Source organism: Streptomyces sp. HmicA12 (assembly GCF_000373565.1).
GTDB lineage: Bacteria > Actinomycetota > Actinomycetes > Streptomycetales > Streptomycetaceae > Streptomyces.
The window spans coordinates 606654-622869 of record NZ_KB891798.1; the positions used below are offsets into that span (position 1 = coordinate 606654).

A 16216-nucleotide genomic window follows, 5' to 3' on the forward strand; every position below is an offset into this window, starting at 1 on the left:
GTTCAGGTCGATGTACAGAGGGCGCCCATGGCTGGGAGTTGGTCGTAGCCGAGGTCGGGGTGGTGCAGGTAGTGATCAAGGTGGGCGGTCAAATGATCGGCATCGTCCGGCGTGCCGAAGGAGGCCAGGGTCACCCAGTACGCCAAGCCTGTGCAGCAGACCTCGCTGGCCGGCGGGAGCTCGCCGAGGCGTTCGTCCTCGAGAAGAGTGACGAGTTCATGCGCCGCGATGAGCTCGGCGTCCTCGGCGAGATGTCGCGCGAATCGGTCTTACTCGGGTTCGTCCAGGCGCAACAAACTGCCGCCGAGTTTCAGATAGCGGCGGCCGGGCGGCGCGTAGCGGCGGAGCAAGTCCAGCAGTTCGGCGTCCTCGTAGGCATGGCGCACCACAGGATCCTGACTCGCCGAGGGCCATCGGGCCGGCCCTTTTGGTGGCCGCTTACTGGTGTTCCTGCCTCATGCTGCGGTGGCGTACGAGCGGCTGGCCCCAGGGTGGCGTCCTTGCTGTGGAGGGCACTCTGGTCCCTGCTCGTGACCACTCAGTCGTTGAGTGGTTCGAGACCTGTTGTTTTGCTGTGTGTGCTCATCCACCTGTGTTTTGCGAGGCCGTCAGGAGGCTGCTGTGGTGGCTGGGGTATTGGATCGGTCGGCTGCATCGCGACCGGGCTTTCGGCGAGGTCCGTGATGGCGGTGGTCCGCTGCGTGTGGTGTGGTTGTTCGGGATGTGCTTGCGTACCGTCATGGCCTGTCTCTATGCCGTGCACCCGGGACGTTTTCGGCGTGATGTCATCGCGCCTTGAGGGTTGCTGTCGCACTGTGTCCGGGCGGTTATCGGCCAAGGCGGGCGAGTGCCGCGCGGAGTGTGGTTTGGACGTCGAAAAGTTCGCTGGTCCCGGTCGTGTGCATGTGGTGGCGCAGGGTGGGGCTGAGGGGGCCGACCAGGATCAGGGTGTGGTCGGCTTTCGCGTCGAAGAGCAGGCGTAGGAAGTCCATGTCGGAGTAGGTGAGTGCGCCGACATCGATGATGAGACCGCCTTTTGCGGGCAGGGCTTTGAGTGCCTGGTCCATCCGGTCGTCGGGGTCGTGCCAGCGGGAACACATGCCGGTGAGATGAATGAGGGGGACCGGGGGGTCACCGATCCTGGTCGCGATCACTTCGAGGGTGTGCCACGGGTTGGTCACTGGGGCGCCAAGCGGCCCGGAGGGCGCCGGCGGGAACGGGGCGGTGTTCGCAAGGCGCGGCCTGTGTTCACGTCGGCTCCTGGTGCGGGACATTCCTGGTGGGGGACGAAGGCCCAGGGGCGTCCGGCAACGTTGGGGCCGAGCGTCGATGGCGAAAACCGGGGCCGCCGCGTCGCGTTGCTGTACACGGCGTTCCGGTGCGGTACCTCTGTATGCGGGGGCTCGGCCACAGGGTGCGCAGTCGTGTGTGACCTCACTCTCCCACAACCCCGCCATTTCGTGCTTCCTGCCTGAAACCGAGCGGTTCGCAGCCGCCCTTCACATGGAATGGTCACAAGTTCCCCACACACTGTTAAGTGTTCTCGGGAATGGGGTGGGTAGAGATTTTCGGCTGGTTGCAGAACATGCAGTCAGCGTGATTAGCATCGGCCAGTGGGTGATGCAGGCGCCCCGGGCAGGCCGTTGGGCCCGCTGGTTCTCAGTAGTCGAGTGGAAGGTGGTGGAGGCCGCTTTGGTGGCCTCACGTGATGGTTTCCTCCCCGGAGCCTTTGAGCTCCCGTGGCGTAGGAGTGGCCCGCTCGCCCGCGCATGACGCGTACCCTCAGGTGACTGTGGACGCGGCGGGTCTCGTCGTGTCCTGCAGTGACAGTGCGACCACTCTGCTGGTCGGGCTGCGGCCCGGCGTGCCGCTGGCGGACTCGGCTCCCGGTTGGCTCACCGACGCGCACATGGCCATGATCGCCTGCCTCTCGGCCACGCCTGAAGAGGGCGATCTGCTGAAGGCCGCGCGTGGCCCGCTCGGCGAGCGCAGTGTGCGGGCTTTCCCTGGTCTCGTCGGTGGCGGGTCGGTGCGGTGGTGGCTGGTCGATGACGGTGATCTGTGCTTTGTGCAGGCCGAGTTGGACGGTGAGCGGGCTCGGGTCCGTTTGCTGCAGGGCATTTCCAGTGAGTTGTTGTCCTCGTTGAACATCGAGCGGTGTATGGAGGTGACCGCGCAGATGGCGGCGCAGTACCTGGCTGATGCCGCCGTGATCGTGGGGGTCGGCAGCGGGCGTATCCTTCCGGTGACCTGGGCGACCACGGGCGGCCCCGTGCGGCAGAGGCAGATCGCTGTGGACGCCCAGCAGTTGCCCGGTCTGGCGGAGGCGCTCGCGGGCTTTCCCCCAGTGCCGTCGCGCTGGATCGACCCGCGGCTGGTGCCCAGTTGGGCGATCCCCGAAGAATTCGGGGACGGGCCCTCGCGTATCGGGTCGGTCGTGGTGGTTCCGTTGCCGGGTCACGGGCTGCCCGCGGGTGCGATCGTGCTGCTGCGGCGCAGCGAGGAGGCCGCGTTCACGCCGGCGGAGGAGACCTTCGCCCGGCTGTTCGCGGCCCGTGCCGGTGCCGCGTTGTCGGCGGCCAGGATATACGCCGAGCAGTCGCACATCACTGAGGTGCTGATGCGGGACCTGCTGCCGCCGCAGTTGGAGCGGGTAGGCGGCATCGACTTCTCCGGCCGCTACAAGGCGTCCACCAGTACGGACCGCATCGGTGGCGACTTCTACGACGTGCATCCCTGCGACAGGGAGGACGGTGAGATCTTCGCCGTGCTGGGCGATGTGTCCGGCAAGGGACTTGAGGCCGCCGTACTGACCGGGAAGATCCGTAACACCCTCGCGGCGCTGTTGCCGTTCGCCGCCGACCACGAGCGGGTCCTGACCCTGCTCAACAGTGCGTTGATGTCTTCGCACCACACGCGGTTCGCCACCATGGCCCTCGCTTCCGCCTCCCGGGTGGGCAGCCAGGTGCGGCTGCGGCTGACCAGTGCCGGACATCCCGCGCCGTTGATCGTCCGCACGGACGGCCGGGTGGAGAAGGCCGACACCAGCGGCACCTTGATCGGCGCGCTGCCCGACGTCAGGGCCTCGACTGCGACTGTTGAGCTGGAGCCGGGCGACACGTGCCTGCTGTACTCCGACGGCATCACCGAGGCCCACGGCGGCCCGCTGGGCGACCGCATGTTCGGCGAGCAACGGCTGCAGGACGTGCTCGCCGGATGCGCGGGCCTCCCCGCGCAGGCACTTACCGAACGTGTGCAGATGGTGGCCACCGAGTGGGTGGGCAGGGGTCCCAAGGACGATATGGCCCTGCTGGCGATTACCGCACCACGCTCCGCGCACCTGACGGCGGTCGACGGGCACACCCGAGGCAGGTTCACGGCATGACATCGCCCAGTGCGACCGAAGGCACCGGCATGCCCTCGTTCAGCGAGCTGCGTGGTCAGTTGTGGCAGGCGGTGAGCGACGTCGATGAGACCCACGCCGTTGCTCTCGTGCGCTGCGCGGTGGAAGCTCACGCGGCAGGATCGTCACCGCAGAAGGCCGCGGAGCGTGTTCTGTTGGAACTCGTCGCCCCGGCCCAGGAGCGGGTCGGGGTGGAGTGGGCGGCGAACACCGTCAGCATCGCGCAGGAGCACGCCGCCACCGCGATCGACGAACGCTGCATCTCTGCCGTCGCCGACGCCTGCCCCGCCGGCCTGGAGCCGGAAAGGGGCCGGGTGACCGTGGCCTGTGTGGACGGCGAGTGGCATGCGCTGCCGGCCCGTCTGGTCGCGGAGGTCCTGCGGCTGCGCGGCTGGCACGTGGACTACCTCGGCGCGCAGGTGCCAGCCGAGCATCTGGTCATGTACCTGCACCGGCGTTTCTCCGACGCCGTGCTGCTCTCGTCCTCGATCCCCACGTATCTGCCGGTCGCGCACACCGCGATCAGCTCCTGCCAGACCGCGGGCATCCCCGTCCTGGCCGGCGGCGCCGCCTTCGGACCTGACGGTTGTTACGCCCGGCTCATGCAGGCCCACTGGGCTGCGGATGCCGTTGACGCGGACGCTGTACTGACGCGGGGACTTGAGGGTCCCGCCGCGCGGGCGGCGCGGCTGGTGGATGCGGACCTGCCGCACCTGGGCGACCAGGAGTACACGATGGTGCGCCGGACCCGGCGCCAGCTGGTGAAACAGACCCTCGCGGACGTCGAAGAGGGCTTTCCCGCGATGCGCGAGTACAGCGAGTACCAGCGCGAGCGGACCGCCGAGGACATCGACCACATCGTCAACCACCTGGCCACCGCGCTCTACGTCGACGATCCGGCCCTCTTCACCCGGTTCATCGTCTGGACCGCCGACGTTCTCACCGCTCGCGGCGTTCCCGCGTACAGCCTGCTGCCCGCCCTCGGGTCCCTGCATCGCCAGCTGAACGACTTCCCCCGCTCGACCGGCATCCTCACCACGGCTCGAGGTGCCCTGACCGCTGGACGGCACGCATGACCCCCGACCTTCTGCTGATCACCTCCAGCTGTCAGGACGGGGTGCTCACTTTCCACATCAGCGGGCAGCTCGACTACGACAGCAGCGGGCAGTTCACGCGGTACGTCGAAGGGGCGCTGGCCGTGAACCGGTGCGCCAAGACAGTCACCGTGGACTGCACGAATCTGACCGGGGTGGACTCCGCGGGACTGTCCGCGCTTCTCAGCCTGCGCCGTCGCACAGACACGGCAGGAGCTGTGCTCGTACTGGAAAGACGCCCTCGGCGTCTGAACCGGATGCTGGAGATCACCGGCACGCTGGACTACCTCACCCGCGGCAATGAGTACACAGCTGCGGCCCGAGGCGGCGACGAAGGGAACGAGGCTGGGCACACGAGCGAGCAGCTCCACACGACGGCCGCCGCCCGCACGGTATCTGAAACCGAGCACTGACACTGGAGGCTTCGCACGCCCGTCACGGGCGTACGGAGCTCAACCGGGCGTAATTCGGGCGTGCTTACTCAGCGACATGAGGCCCATTCGAAGCGTGCGAACAGGCGGCATAGGCGTAGCCATCGCCCGCACAATCGGGTTCGTCGTCTTCCTGTTCCTCCCCGTCCCCGTGTACCCCACCATGGCCAGCTGCATCGCCCTATGGCGCGCGGACGACGGTCCGCCGTGGTGGGCCATGGTGCTGGTAACGGTCCCCTACGCCTTCGTGCTCGTGGTCGGTTGGGCGATCTTGGTCGGCTTCGCCGCGCTCTGCAGCGGAATCGATGACTGCGGCGACGAGGGTCCGATGTCCGCTGGGAACTGATGAACCCCGTGCTTGCGGTCTGGTGCTTCGAGCGCCGGCCGTGTCCTGCGCGCCCCTGGAAGCCGGGGTTTCACGCCGGTCCCGAAACGCTGGGCTGCCGCGCGCACCTACGGCTGGCTGGCTCTGTTCACGAGAACCGACAGCCGTTGTTCATGAGTTTGGGAGGCGCCTGTCGGGCTCGATGTTCGATGGCTCGGCGCTGGGCGGCACTGCTGCCTGATGCAGGCATCGGCAGCTGGGATCGGGCGGGCGTTGGTCGGCGGCTTGGGGCATGTTCAGTGCGAGCCGGCCTGTCGGGCCTGGCGTGTGGCGGTGCGGGGGTCGCCGGTGACGGGTTGGCCGTGGCCGGGCAGGAGCAGGGTTGCGTCGGTGAGTTCGTCGATTCGGTCGAGGGAGGTCAGGGCGGTGTGGCTGTCGTGGGTGAAGCCTCGGCAGACCAGAGTGGGGCCGGTGTGTCCGGTCAGGCCGTCGTGGGTGACCAGGGCGTCGCCGGTGAAGAGCAGTCCGCGGTCGGGGAAGAGGTAGCCGGTGCTGGCCGGGGTGTGGCCGGGCAGCAGGACGGCCTGCGGTGCGCCGGGGACCTCGTCGAGCTGCTGGTCGGTGCCGAAGACGCGCACCCCAGGGGTGGCGGGGGCGGTGAAGGCACCCGCACGGGCAAGGTGCAGCGGGGTGGTGATCGCGGCGGGCCGGTGCAGGAGGTAGGGCAGCATGGAGCGTTCCGGCTTGGCGTGGCGCAGGGCACTGCGCGGGCCGTCGCGCAGGATCGCGGCGTCGCCCTCGTGGACCCAGACGTCGGCGCCGGCCTGCTGGAGGGTGTGGGCCAGTCCGGTGTGGTCGGGATGTCCGTGGGTCAGGAGCACGGTTCGGATGTCGCGCAGGGAGCGGCCGGAACCGGCCAGGTGCGCGCGCAGCTGCTTCAGGTGGGCCGGCAGTCCGGCGTCGACGAGGACCAGGCCGCCCGTCTCCTCGACCAGGTAGAAGTTGACGACGTCGTCACCGAGGCGGTCCACGCCGGGGGGCGACGCGCCGGTCTGAGCGGGTGGAGCGGGGCATGCGTTCCTCCGGGAAGCGGGGCGGGCATATTTAGATACAGTCGACTGTAATGGATGAGAGGGAGAACGAGATGCCCAGCGGGACTCCGCGCAGGCCGTACGACTCGGGGCGCCGGCAGGAGGCCGCGCGCCGCAACCGCGCCGCGATCCTTGCGGCCGGCCGGGAGCTGCTGTTCCGTGACGGCTATCAGGCCACTACCGTCCGTGCGGTGGCCGAGCGTGCCGGCGTCTCCCCCGAGACCCTCTACAAGGCATTCGGCGGCAAGCCGGGGCTGGTCAAGGCGCTGTGGGACATCACCCTGGCCGGGGACGACGAGCCCCTGGCCATGGCCGAGCGGCCTCAGCTCCAGGCCGTCCTGGCCACCCGCGACGCCCACGCCAAGCTCCGCCTGTACGCCGCGTTCGTCCGCGGCGTCCACGAACGCCTCGCCGCCCTGTCCGCCCTTCTCGCCCAGGCCGGCCCCGAGGTCGGCCAGGTCCTCGCCCTCAGCGAAGAGGAGCGGATGACCGGCGTGAGCGCCTTCGTCGCCCACCTCGCCGAGACGGGCGTCCTGCCCCTGGACACCGACACGGCTCGCCTGGCGGACTCCTGGTGGGCCTTGACCGGCCCCCACCTGTACACCCAGCTCACCGGCCGTGGCTGGGACACCGATACCTACGAGGACTGGCTGACGGGCATGCTCGTCTCGGCCCTTCCGGGCGCGACCTGAGCGCGGATTCATCACCGCCCGGTCGACCGCGGCCCACTGGGCCGTACGCCCCCCACAGCTTCGGTGACCTTCGCTGAACGACTCCGAGGCCAACCCGGTGGCACCTTGCGGTGAGGCCGGACCCGACGGATGTCGAGCCGCAGCCGTCATCCAAGGGCGTGTTCGATTCTCATGCGCAATCGACTGCTGCTCAATCTCATGAACAAGTGCTGTCGGTTCTCGTGAACAGAACCAGCTGGCTGATGCTCCACCGCCGCCCGACCCGCGACCACGAAATCCTCCCGCCGCGCTCCGAAGCCATGAGCCGCCTCGCCATGGCCGACCTCATGGCCCGCCGCCTCACCGGTGAGAACACTCTCTCCTGGCGCGATGCGACATCAGCACACCAAAGGAGCGTTCAGGGATGAAACAACAGGATGAAACGACCTCTCAGCGCGACGCTTCGCCCTGCGCGACCTCGACCTGATGGTGGAAGGTGAGCGAGCCGACTGTGCCAGCGGTGACGGAGAGGACCGCGCAGCAGGCGAGCAGGATGGCGATCGGCCGCGTGGCGCGTTGCGGGCGGGGGACGGGGTCGAGCAGGGCGGCGACCCGTTGCGGGACGGGGCCGGTGGTGGCTGCGGAGGCGAAGTCCGGGCGGGGGAAGGCCGCGGCGGGTGCCGCGTGTCCGGCGAGGGCGGCGCGGGCGATGGCCCGGGCGGTCAGGCGCCGGTCGCCGGTGGCGCGTGCGGCGGATTCGTCGGCGGCGCGTTCGACGGCGAGGCGGATCGCGGTGCGGGTGGTGCGCAGGGCGGGGTGGCAGTGGGCGGCGAGTTCGGCCGCGGCGAGGAGGTAGTGGTGGCGGCCCTGGTTGTGGGCGCGTTCGTGGGCGAGGAGGGCGTCGCGTTCGGCGGCGTCCAGGCTGCGCAGCATCGCGGTGGTGACGACGATCCGGTGGGGGCGGCCGGGCAGGGCGTAGGCGTCGGGGTGGGGGGATTCGACGACGCAGAGGTCGCCGGTGGTGGGGCGGTGGTCGGCTTCGCGGGTCGCTGCACGGAAGGCGTGCAGTTGGCGCAGGGCCCAGCGGGTCAGTGTCCAGGCGCTGAGGGCGAGCGCGCCCAGGGCCGCGGCGGACACCGGCAGGACGAGTAGTCCCGAGGGCGTGGGCAGGGGGTGGATGAGTTCGGCGAGTGCGGCCAGGCCGGGCAGGGTGAGCAGTCCGGTCAGCACGAGGGTGCCGAGCGCGATGACCGAGGTGCCGGCCAGGACGAGGGCGCTCGTGGTGAGGACGTACAGCGCCGGGGCCGGGGCCAGGCGCTGCACAGCGTGCCGGGCCAGCGGCCGGGTCGCGAACGGGAGCCCGAGCGGTACCAGAAGCAGAACGAGCGGGGTCACGAGTCCTCGCCTTCGAGGAGTTGGCGCAGCAGCTGCTCGTCGTGCGGCGTGAGCTGGGCGACGAAGCGGGCAAGCACCGATGCGCGGTCGTCGTCGCGGTCGAGTTCGGTGTGCATGCGTCGTGCGGTCAGCCCCGGTGCGTCCTGCACCGGGAAGTACGCGAAGCCGCGCCCCTGGCGCTCGCGTCCCACGACGTCTTTCTCGTGCAGCCGCGTGAGGATCGTCGTCACCGTGGTCCGTGCGAGCCCGCGCGCGAGGTCGCTCTGCACCTGGCCCGGGGTGAGCGGGCCGTCGGCGGCCCACAGGGCGGCCATGACGGCGGCCTCGAGTTCACCCGCCGGGCGGCGTTCGTCGTTGTTCTCGGTGCCCGCCATGGAACTTTCCCCACCTCGCCATCGTCTACAGTCCAGTAGACCGTCTACAGGATTGTAGTCGGCCGCCGGACGCTGCTGCGCGGCCTTCGGCCGATCATGACCAGAATGCGAGGGCTCACGGCGATGACCACAGCCAACCACCTATCGTCGCAGCTCGCTGTCAATGTGCTGGACGCCCGGTCTCTGCTGTCCGCCTTCGGCGTGCTGGGTGTGGCGGCGGTACTGTTCGCGGAGACCGGCCTGCTGATCGGGTTCTTCCTGCCCGGCGACTCCCTGCTGTTCACGGCCGGACTGCTCGCCACCGGCAGCAACGGCGGACTGCACCTTCCGCTCGGCCCCCTCCTGGCGGCGGCTGCCGCGGGCGCGCTGATCGGCGCACAGACCGGCTATCTGCTCGGCCGCAGAGGCGGCGGAGCACTGCTGGCCCGCAGCCGCTCGCGACGACTGCACGAGGGGGCACGACGCGCCGAAGAACTCCTGCAGCGCTACGGGTACGGCAAGGCGGTGGTCCTGGCCCGGTTCGTACCGGTGGTGCGCACCGTCCTCAATCCCATGGCCGGCGCGCTGGGCGTACCGCTGCGCACGTTCACCCTGTGGCAGATGGTCGGCGGCCTCGGCTGGTCGCTGGGGCTGACGCTGGCCGGGTACGCCCTCGGCTCGTCCGTGCCGAACGTGGACCACTATCTGCTGCCGCTGGTCGCACTGATCGTGCTGGTATCACTGCTGCCTCTCGCCGCGGAGCTGTACCACGCGCGCCGGGCCGCGAAAGCCGCCGCCGTGAGGGGGGTTCAGGGATGATCGCCGCCTTTGGCGGGGCGTCGGTAGACGGCTCCGTGTACATCGATGTGGTGCATCTCGCCGGGCGTGCGCCGGGCTGGCTGGACACGGCGGCCACGCTCTGGTCGGCGTACGGGCTCGGACTGTTCGCCGTTCTCATGGTCTGGGGGTGGTGGCGGGCACGCCGGGCGGGCACCGAGACCGCGCTGACGGCGCTGGCCGTGCCGGTCCTCGTGCTCGTGGCCTGTGCCGTGGACCTGCTGGTGAAGTCGGCGGTGCGCGAGGCGCGGCCCTGCCAGAGCCTGCGTCTGGCGACCCTGGAGGCGTGCCCGGCACCAGGTGACTGGTCCTTCCCGAGCAATCACACGGCCATCGCCACAGCCGCCGCGGTGGCACTGTGGTGCGTCTCCCGGCGCCTCGGCACCCTCGCCGGCGTCGCGGCGCTGGTCATGGCCGCGTCCCGGGTATGGGTGGGGGCGCACTACCCGCACGACGTCGCGGCGGGCGCCGCCGTCGGCGCCGCGGTCGCCCGGGCGGGCATGCTCCTCCTGCGGCGCCGTCCGCTGCTGGCGCGGCGCCTTGCCGCCTCCCGGCTGCGCCCGCTCCTGCTGGCGGCGCCATGAACCGGCGGGACGCCGCGGATCTGGCGGGCAGTGTCGGGCTCGGCGCCTGGGCCGCCTTCGGCCTGCTGACCATGCTCGTGATCGGCCACGACGGCGCCCCGCTGGCCCAGGACGACCAGGTACTGGCCTGGTCCCTGCACCACCGCCCCGACCATCTGGTGGCACTCGCGCGCGGGGTGACCGCGACCGGGACCGGCGTCATCCCCTACGTCCTGGTCATCCTGGCGGGCCTTTGGGCCGGGCGCTCGGTGCGGCAGCGGCTGGCCGCCGTCGCGCTCGGCGTGTTCTGCCTCGCCACGGGACAGGCCCTGCGCTACGGCCTGATGCTGCTCATCCAGCGGCCACGCCCGCCGCACGCCGACTGGGCGACGCACGCCTCCGGGTGGTCCTTCCCCTCCGGTCACACCACCACGGCCGCCCTGGCCGCGATCGCGGTCAGCGTCGCGCTACGCGTCCGCGCGCCGCGGGGCCACGCGCCGCTGACGGGCGCGGTCGCGCTGTGGGGGCTCGCGGTCGGGCTGACACGGACCGAGCTGGCGGTGCACTGGTCGACCGATGTGCTCGGCGGCTGGCTGTTCGCGATCGGCTGGAGCGGGCTGTGCCTGTGCGCCGCATCTTGGTGGCTGCCCGAGCAGTTCATCCCCCGCACGACGCGCACGGCAGCCGAACCGGTGGAGGGCCATGCGGCACAAGATCCTGGTTGTTGAGGACGATCACGCGCTGCGCGATGTGTTGCTGCGCGGTCTGCGGGAGGAGGAGTTCGAACCGCTGCCCGCCCCGGACGGGGCCACCGCGCTGCGCCTGGCCTCCACGGACATCGCCGCCGCCGTGCTCGATGTCGGGCTGCCCGACGCGGACGGCCGCGACGTATGCCAGGCGATGCGGGCGAACGGACTCGCCTTCCCCGTCCTCTTCCTGACCGCCCACCACCGTTTGCCCGACCGGCTGTCCGGGTTCTCGGCGGGCGGCGACGACTATCTGCCCAAGCCGTTCCACCTCGCCGAACTCATCGCCCGACTGCGGGCGACGCTGCGCCGCACCACCCCGGCACAGGCCGCAACCGCCGGCGATCCGACGCTGGACGCCGTGCGGCACCGGTGCACCGTCGCGGGCAGCGAACTCGCCCTGACCCCAACCGAGTTCCGCCTTCTGGCCGCGCTGATGGCCGCGTCGGGGGACGTGGTGACACGCCGCGACCTGATCCGGGCCGCCTGGCCGGACGGCGCCCAGGTCAGCGACAACACCCTCGACCAGTACCTGACCCGGCTGCGCCGCAAGCTGCGCCAGGCGGGCAGCGTGCGCACCGTCGGGACGGCCCGCGGGATCGGCCACCGCCTGTCATGACAGCGCTGCCGCGGCTCGTACCCCGTACCTTGCGCGGGCGCCTGTCCCTGGTGGCAGTCACCAGCGCCACCCTCCTGATCACGGTGCTCACCGTCGTGTTCAACGCGGTGGCGCGACAGCACCTTGAGCACCAGGCCGACAACGACCTGCGCACCCGAGCCGCCGCCGTGGCCACCACCATCGACACGAGCGGGCCCGTCGTACGGATCCACGAAGGCGCCCACGACGACCTCCTCGACAGCAACGTATGGATCTACGCGGGTACTCGCCTCATCGAGCAGCCCCCGAACGCCACCGCGGTCAACCGCGTCGGCCGCGCCGCCCGCACCCTGGCCACCGCGGGTGGACAGGGCTGTGCCACCACCGGCGGACCGCGCCCGGTGCGCCTGTGCACACTGCGCCTACCGGGCCGCGCGGGCGGCGCGGGCATCGTCACGGCCATCGATCTGACGCCGTATCAGAGTTCGGCCAACACCCTGCTGTACGGCTCACTCGCCCTGGACGCCGTGATGCTCGCCTGCACCTACGCCCTGACCCGCCTCGCTGTTGGCCGGGCGCTGCGCCCCGTGGGCGCCATGACCGACCAGGCCACCCAGTGGGGCGCCGTCACCACCGGGCAGCGCTTCGGCGAGGCCCACCTGCCGGCCGAACTCGCCTGTCTGGGTACGTCGTTGGACGCACTGCTCGACCGCATCCGCGCGCTGCTGCGCCACGAGCGGCAGCTCACCGCGGAGCTCTCCCACGAACTGCGCACCCCCCTCAGCCGGATCATCGCCGAACTGGACTGGTGGCAGCCCCGCCCCCGCACAACGGACGACACCCGGGCCACCCACCTGGTGATCTCCCAAGCGGCCGCGTCCATGCACACGATCTGCGACACCCTGCTGCGGGACGCCCGCGAGGGCCTGCCCACAGCCCCCGGCACCGCTCTGATGCTGCCCACACTGCGCCGGACCGTCCAGCAGCTGAACCTCCCGGATCACGTGACACTCACCGCGACCAGCCAGGACCCACACGTCCAAGCCGGTGTCGGCGCCGCCCTGCTCGAACGCATCGTCAGTCCCCTGCTGGCCAACTCCCTGCGCCACGCCCGCTCCCAGGTAGCAATGCACGCCCGACATGACACGGACGGCGTGCACATCGACGTCACCGACGACGGCCCAGGCGTCCCTCCCGCCTTCACCGGGGACCTCTTCGTGCCCGGCCGCCGCGCCGAACCCACCGACGGACACGACGGAGCGGGCCTCGGCCTGCCGCTCGCGCGGCGCCTAGCCCGCTCCGTGGGCGGCGACGTGCACTACGACGAACAGCACACACCCGGAGCCCGGTTCACCGTGCGACTGCCGCCCGCATGACCCGCCTGTTCGAACCGGCCCTACGCGCACGGGAATCAGGGGTCACGCGGCCCGGGGTGAACGCCGCTCCGGCTCGGTGACATCCTTGTGGGTGAACGCGAGGAAGACGACGAGGGCAAGGATCACCGCCAGGAACAGGACACTGGTCACCACCGTTCCCAGGCCCAGCCCTCCGTCCCCCGCCGACTGGGAGAGGTAGTCGCCCATCGAGGCACCCAGCGGGCGAGTCAGCACGTAGGCGATCCAAAAGCTCCACACCGCGTTCAGGCCGAGCGCGAAGTGCACGACGGCGACGGCGGCGATGGCCAGGGCGAACAGCACCGCGGAGAGCCAGTAACCCACCGCCAACCGCTCGGCGACCAGGTCACCGGCGGCGGTGCCGAGCGCGAACGTGAACAGCACCGCGAGCCAGTAGAAGCCCTCGCGGCGCACCGTGTCGACGCTGTGGATGGACAGGGTCCGCTCACTGCGGTACCAGAGAACGAAGACCACGGCCAGGCACAGGGCGAACACCGCAGTGCTGGTCTCCAGCGGCACCCCGAGGTTGTCGGTGAGGTTGTCGCTGACCAGCGTGCCGACAATGCTGATCAGAGCGACCGCCGACCAGTAGACACCCGCACGGTAGGCGCTGGCGCGGAACTGGACGACGAGCACGAGCGCGAGCAGCACGCTCATGAGCAGCGAGACGCCGCTCAAACCGAGCCCCAGTTTCTCGTTGAGGAGGTCGGCGGCGGTCTCGCCGACCGTGGTACACAGCACCTTGATGATCCAGAAGTAGGCGGTGACCTCGGGCACCTTGTTCCAGCGCACACGGCGGCCAGGCACTGCAGCCGCGTGAGGGACGGATGAGCTCTCGGAGAGTTCGGATGTCATGGGCGCCGAGGCTGCCAGGCGGAACCTGAACGCATCCTGACTGCCGCGCGGCCCGGCCTGCGCACCGCACCGGCCACGCGCAGGATGACGCTCATGAACTCCCCTGCCGAGCGGGCCACCCACCTGCTGCGCACGCGCCTCGGGTGGGCCGTGTGTGCCGCCTACCTCGCCGCGCTCCTCCTGCCTGGCCCCGGGATATGGCTGCGACACCCGCACACCCTGCCGACCGCGCCGGGGCACGCGCTGTCCGTGCACACCACCGCCTGGCTGCTGGCCCTGGTGCTCTTCTCCGCCGGACTCCAGGTCCAGGCACGATCGTTGACACGCATACTGCGCCGCCCCGCCATCCTGCTGGCCGGCACCGCCCTGCACCTCGCAGCACCGCTACTGATCATCCCGCCCGTAGTGCTCCTGCTGCGACATTCCCCGGACTCCGACGGCGGCAGTGGCCTGGTCACCGCGATGATCCTGATCGTCGCGATGCCGGTCGCAGCCGGCGCCACCGTGTGGACCGGCAAGGGGCAGGGCGACCAGCCGACCATGGTGGGCCTGGTCCTGGCGTCCACCCTGCTCAGCCCGCTCACCATCCCGCTGACCGTGACAGTCCTGGCCCCGCTGCTCGGCGGCGGCTACGCCACCACGCTGGCCACTGCCGGACAGAGCCTGCACAGCGGATTCGCATTCACCACCGTCGTGCTGCCGTGCGCCACCGGACTGGTGTGCCGACTGCTGCTGCCGAAGCGGCGCGCGGAGCAGTTCGTAACCGGCGTCGTACCCGCCGCGCTGCTGGGTTCGCTGCTGCTGACCTACGTCAACGCCAGCGGCGCCCTGGGCTCGTTCCTGGCCCACCCGCGCCCGCTGCTGTTCGCCGCGGCCCTCACGGTGGCCGCCCTGGTGTGCGCCCTCTCGTTCCTGCTCGGACGCCTCACCGCCCGAGCCCTGCGCCTGGACGCTCCCGTGGCTTCCTCCCTCACGCTTGCCTGCGGGATGAACAACAGCAGCGCGAGCGCCGTCCTGTTGACCACTGTGCTGCCCGACAAGCCGCATCTGCTCCTGCCGGTCCTGGCGTACGGACTGCTGCAGAAGACGGCCGCGAACCGAGTGGTGCGCCTGCAGGTTCCGCCCGCGGCCTGCGCCGCCACGCCCTAGCCCGAGCATGCAAGCTGCCTCCTGCCCGCAAGGACCCGGCCAACACAACCTCAACCCGAACACATCGAACCTTTTCCAACCTGGCACCCCTGCCGGTCAGCGCCTCGTCGGTGATCGGTGGTACGTATCCGGTTCGGGCCCCTGAACAGGGTTTCGACAGCCGTCGTCTTCCGAGTGCCCAGCCAGTGCGGTACGCGCCCTGGGCCATCGGAGGGGGCATCAGCGAGTACGACGGATTCGCGGGAATCAGGCCATAAGGTCGTCCGCTGGTGAGGGGACAGGTCGTAGGGCGCATACGCGGACACAGCAAAGTTGTCGGAGGGGGCGGCCTGACTCACGCACAAGACTGTTGCGCGCATTCCGTCGGTAACCTGAGCTGCAATCGGCGGAACTTGAGACTGAGCCGTTCTCCGGCGACTCGATGCAGACCGGTCACGTACGCGCACAGGCGTCGGCCTTGTCGGGCGTTCAGCATCGCAGCGGCGGACTCGACGGGATGTCGGTGTTGTGATTCGGGCGCCGGCCGAGGGCGGTGATGGAGCCGTCGGGGTGCCACAGCACTGCCCGGATCCGGCCCGCGGAGCCGGCCGAGTCCCCGGCGACGTAGCCCCGGTTGTTGATGGACTGGGCGTGGCTGGCGACGTCGCCCGGGAGCGGGCGCAGTTCGGTGCGGGTGCCTTCAGGCGACCAGCGTACGGCCCGCTCGGCGCCGTCGCGATGGCGGACGTCCCCGGCCACCTCGCCGAATTCGTTGATGTCCCAGGAGACGGCGACCGCCCCGCCGGGCACGGGCAGTCGTTCGACGGAGCCGTCTGGATTCCAGCGCACAGCCCACTCGCCCTCGGCCTTGAGGTCGCCGGACACCTGCTCCGACGCCGTGGCCAGGCCGACGACGTCACCGGCACGGTTGACGGCGAACGCAGAGGCGTTCTCGGCGCCCGCAGGCAGGTCGAGTGCAGTGATGCTGCCGTCCGGGTCCCAGCGCACGGCGAGGCCGACGAGGCCGCGGGGGCCCGACTGGCCGACGACCACGCCGTCGTCGTTGATCCCTTGGGCGATGCTCACGCCGTGACCGGACAGGGTGTCACGTCCGGCAGGGGATGATGCGATCTTTACGGAGTCCATGGCCTTTGAGCTGCGATGACGCAAACGGAGCCGGACAGTTTTTTTAGATGGCTGAACTGGGCTTTCCCTATTTGATGTTGGGGTGAGCTGGTACGCAGCAAGTAGTTCCGGACTCCAACTCAATTACACGTGGACGTGCTACTGCATGATTGGGGCCCACGAGGACGCTTCCGTAAGGAAGTCCCA

Annotated in this window: 18 protein-coding genes and 1 pseudogene; 12 read left to right on the forward strand and 7 right to left on the reverse strand. The window is 70.2% G+C overall.

Going from position 1 to position 16216, the window contains the following annotated elements; genetic code table 11:
* Window positions 1-2: 2 nt before the first annotated feature.
* On the reverse strand, window positions 3-134 hold the full coding sequence (locus tag B072_RS49020; RefSeq protein ID WP_234018802.1) for a DUF6000 family protein: 132 nt from the start codon (window positions 132-134) through the stop codon (window positions 3-5).
* A gap of 693 nt (window positions 135-827) precedes the next feature.
* Entirely contained in the window at window positions 828-1181 is a 354-nt protein-coding gene (locus B072_RS0106705; protein ID WP_158689166.1) for a hypothetical protein, read from the reverse strand.
* Window positions 1182-1708: 527 nt separating this feature from the next.
* Between B072_RS0106705 and B072_RS0106710 the strand changes: the two genes are divergently transcribed.
* From B072_RS0106710 to B072_RS49935, 5 genes and pseudogenes are all read left to right on the forward strand, one after another.
* Window positions 1709-3385: a PP2C family protein-serine/threonine phosphatase gene (locus tag B072_RS0106710; protein WP_078506313.1), complete on the forward strand. Its 1677-nt coding sequence runs from the start codon at window positions 1709-1711 to the stop codon at window positions 3383-3385.
* The gene (locus B072_RS0106715) at window positions 3382-4479 is read left to right on the forward strand and encodes a cobalamin B12-binding domain-containing protein (RefSeq protein ID WP_043243348.1); all 1098 of its coding nucleotides are present in this window, start codon (window positions 3382-3384) and stop codon (window positions 4477-4479) included. The genes B072_RS0106710 and B072_RS0106715 overlap by 4 nt, the downstream gene beginning before the upstream one ends.
* A complete protein-coding gene (locus tag B072_RS42630; protein WP_018529171.1) occupies window positions 4476-4910 on the forward strand; it encodes an STAS domain-containing protein in 435 nt (144 codons plus the stop codon). Before B072_RS0106715 ends, B072_RS42630 begins: the two co-directional genes overlap by 4 nt.
* A gap of 76 nt (window positions 4911-4986) precedes the next feature.
* A complete protein-coding gene (locus B072_RS0106725) occupies window positions 4987-5274 on the forward strand; it encodes a hypothetical protein (protein ID WP_158689167.1) in 288 nt (95 codons plus the stop codon).
* A 48-nt stretch (window positions 5275-5322) separates the two neighbouring features.
* Window positions 5323-5409, forward strand: a pseudogene (locus tag B072_RS49935) (IS5/IS1182 family transposase); the annotation flags it as partial.
* Window positions 5410-5549: 140 nt separating this feature from the next.
* Here B072_RS49935 and B072_RS0106730 read toward each other — a convergent pair.
* The gene (locus tag B072_RS0106730; protein WP_018529173.1) at window positions 5550-6284 is read right to left on the reverse strand and encodes an MBL fold metallo-hydrolase; all 735 of its coding nucleotides are present in this window, start codon (window positions 6282-6284) and stop codon (window positions 5550-5552) included.
* Between the two features lie 113 nt (window positions 6285-6397).
* Here B072_RS0106730 and B072_RS0106735 point away from each other — a divergent pair, with 113 nt between their 5' ends.
* Window positions 6398-7036, forward strand: coding sequence for a TetR/AcrR family transcriptional regulator (locus B072_RS0106735; RefSeq protein WP_026245520.1), 639 nt, complete (start codon window positions 6398-6400; stop codon window positions 7034-7036).
* A gap of 429 nt (window positions 7037-7465) precedes the next feature.
* Here the strand turns inward: B072_RS0106735 and B072_RS0106745 are convergent, their stop codons facing one another.
* A complete protein-coding gene (locus B072_RS0106745) occupies window positions 7466-8410 on the reverse strand; it encodes a M56 family metallopeptidase (RefSeq protein ID WP_018529176.1) in 945 nt (314 codons plus the stop codon).
* Entirely contained in the window at window positions 8407-8784 is a 378-nt protein-coding gene (locus B072_RS0106750; RefSeq protein ID WP_018529177.1) for a BlaI/MecI/CopY family transcriptional regulator, read from the reverse strand. The genes B072_RS0106745 and B072_RS0106750 overlap by 4 nt, the downstream gene beginning before the upstream one ends.
* A 123-nt stretch (window positions 8785-8907) precedes the next feature.
* Here B072_RS0106750 and B072_RS0106755 point away from each other — a divergent pair, with 123 nt between their 5' ends.
* Genes B072_RS0106755 through B072_RS0106775 form a run of 5 tightly spaced genes read left to right on the forward strand, consistent with a single transcriptional unit; the run spans window position 8908 to window position 12883 of the window.
* A complete protein-coding gene (locus B072_RS0106755; protein WP_018529178.1) occupies window positions 8908-9582 on the forward strand; it encodes a DedA family protein in 675 nt (224 codons plus the stop codon).
* Entirely contained in the window at window positions 9579-10184 is a 606-nt protein-coding gene (locus B072_RS0106760) for a phosphatase PAP2 family protein (RefSeq protein WP_018529179.1), read from the forward strand. Before B072_RS0106755 ends, B072_RS0106760 begins: the two co-directional genes overlap by 4 nt.
* Entirely contained in the window at window positions 10181-10891 is a 711-nt protein-coding gene (locus tag B072_RS0106765; protein WP_018529180.1) for a phosphatase PAP2 family protein, read from the forward strand. The genes B072_RS0106760 and B072_RS0106765 overlap by 4 nt, the downstream gene beginning before the upstream one ends.
* Window positions 10866-11528, forward strand: a complete 663-nt coding sequence (locus B072_RS0106770) for a response regulator transcription factor (protein ID WP_018529181.1) — start codon at window positions 10866-10868, stop codon at window positions 11526-11528. The genes B072_RS0106765 and B072_RS0106770 overlap by 26 nt, the downstream gene beginning before the upstream one ends.
* Window positions 11525-12883 carry a sensor histidine kinase gene (locus tag B072_RS0106775; protein WP_018529182.1) on the forward strand — a complete coding sequence of 453 codons (1359 nt, stop codon included), beginning with the start codon at window positions 11525-11527 and terminating at the stop codon, window positions 12881-12883. Before B072_RS0106770 ends, B072_RS0106775 begins: the two co-directional genes overlap by 4 nt.
* A 42-nt stretch (window positions 12884-12925) precedes the next feature.
* Here B072_RS0106775 and B072_RS0106780 read toward each other — a convergent pair whose 3' ends face one another.
* The gene (locus B072_RS0106780; RefSeq protein ID WP_026245522.1) at window positions 12926-13756 is read right to left on the reverse strand and encodes a membrane protein; all 831 of its coding nucleotides are present in this window, start codon (window positions 13754-13756) and stop codon (window positions 12926-12928) included.
* 93 nt (window positions 13757-13849) lie between these two features.
* Between B072_RS0106780 and B072_RS42635 the strand changes: the two genes are divergently transcribed.
* Window positions 13850-14905: a hypothetical protein gene (locus B072_RS42635; protein WP_018529184.1), complete on the forward strand. Its 1056-nt coding sequence runs from the start codon at window positions 13850-13852 to the stop codon at window positions 14903-14905.
* A gap of 468 nt (window positions 14906-15373) precedes the next feature.
* Here B072_RS42635 and B072_RS0106790 read toward each other — a convergent pair whose 3' ends face one another.
* Window positions 15374-15970 (reverse strand): hypothetical protein, encoded by a 597-nt coding sequence (locus B072_RS0106790; protein WP_018529185.1) that lies wholly within the window; start codon window positions 15968-15970, stop codon window positions 15374-15376.
* Window positions 15971-16216: the final 246 nt, after the last annotated feature.

What these genes read in the sequence shown, in the direction of transcription:
- B072_RS0106710 (WP_078506313.1), top strand. Translation starts at nt 1,709, where the DNA reads ATGGTTTCCTCCCCGGAGCCTTTGAGCTCCCGTGGCGTAGGAGTGGCC.
- B072_RS0106715 (WP_043243348.1), top strand. Translation starts at nt 3,382, where the DNA reads ATGACATCGCCCAGTGCGACCGAAGGCACCGGCATGCCCTCGTTCAGC.
- B072_RS42630 (WP_018529171.1), top strand. Translation starts at nt 4,476, where the DNA reads ATGACCCCCGACCTTCTGCTGATCACCTCCAGCTGTCAGGACGGGGTG.
- B072_RS0106725 (WP_158689167.1), top strand. Translation starts at nt 4,987, where the DNA reads ATGAGGCCCATTCGAAGCGTGCGAACAGGCGGCATAGGCGTAGCCATC.
- B072_RS0106735 (WP_026245520.1), top strand. Translation starts at nt 6,398, where the DNA reads ATGCCCAGCGGGACTCCGCGCAGGCCGTACGACTCGGGGCGCCGGCAG.
- B072_RS0106750 (WP_018529177.1), bottom strand. Translation starts at nt 8,784, where the DNA reads ATGGCGGGCACCGAGAACAACGACGAACGCCGCCCGGCGGGTGAACTC.
- B072_RS0106755 (WP_018529178.1), top strand. Translation starts at nt 8,908, where the DNA reads ATGACCACAGCCAACCACCTATCGTCGCAGCTCGCTGTCAATGTGCTG.
- B072_RS0106760 (WP_018529179.1), top strand. Translation starts at nt 9,579, where the DNA reads ATGATCGCCGCCTTTGGCGGGGCGTCGGTAGACGGCTCCGTGTACATC.
- B072_RS0106765 (WP_018529180.1), top strand. Translation starts at nt 10,181, where the DNA reads ATGAACCGGCGGGACGCCGCGGATCTGGCGGGCAGTGTCGGGCTCGGC.
- B072_RS0106770 (WP_018529181.1), top strand. Translation starts at nt 10,866, where the DNA reads ATGCGGCACAAGATCCTGGTTGTTGAGGACGATCACGCGCTGCGCGAT.
- B072_RS0106775 (WP_018529182.1), top strand. Translation starts at nt 11,525, where the DNA reads ATGACAGCGCTGCCGCGGCTCGTACCCCGTACCTTGCGCGGGCGCCTG.
- B072_RS0106780 (WP_026245522.1), bottom strand. Translation starts at nt 13,756, where the DNA reads ATGACATCCGAACTCTCCGAGAGCTCATCCGTCCCTCACGCGGCTGCA.
- B072_RS42635 (WP_018529184.1), top strand. Translation starts at nt 13,850, where the DNA reads ATGAACTCCCCTGCCGAGCGGGCCACCCACCTGCTGCGCACGCGCCTC.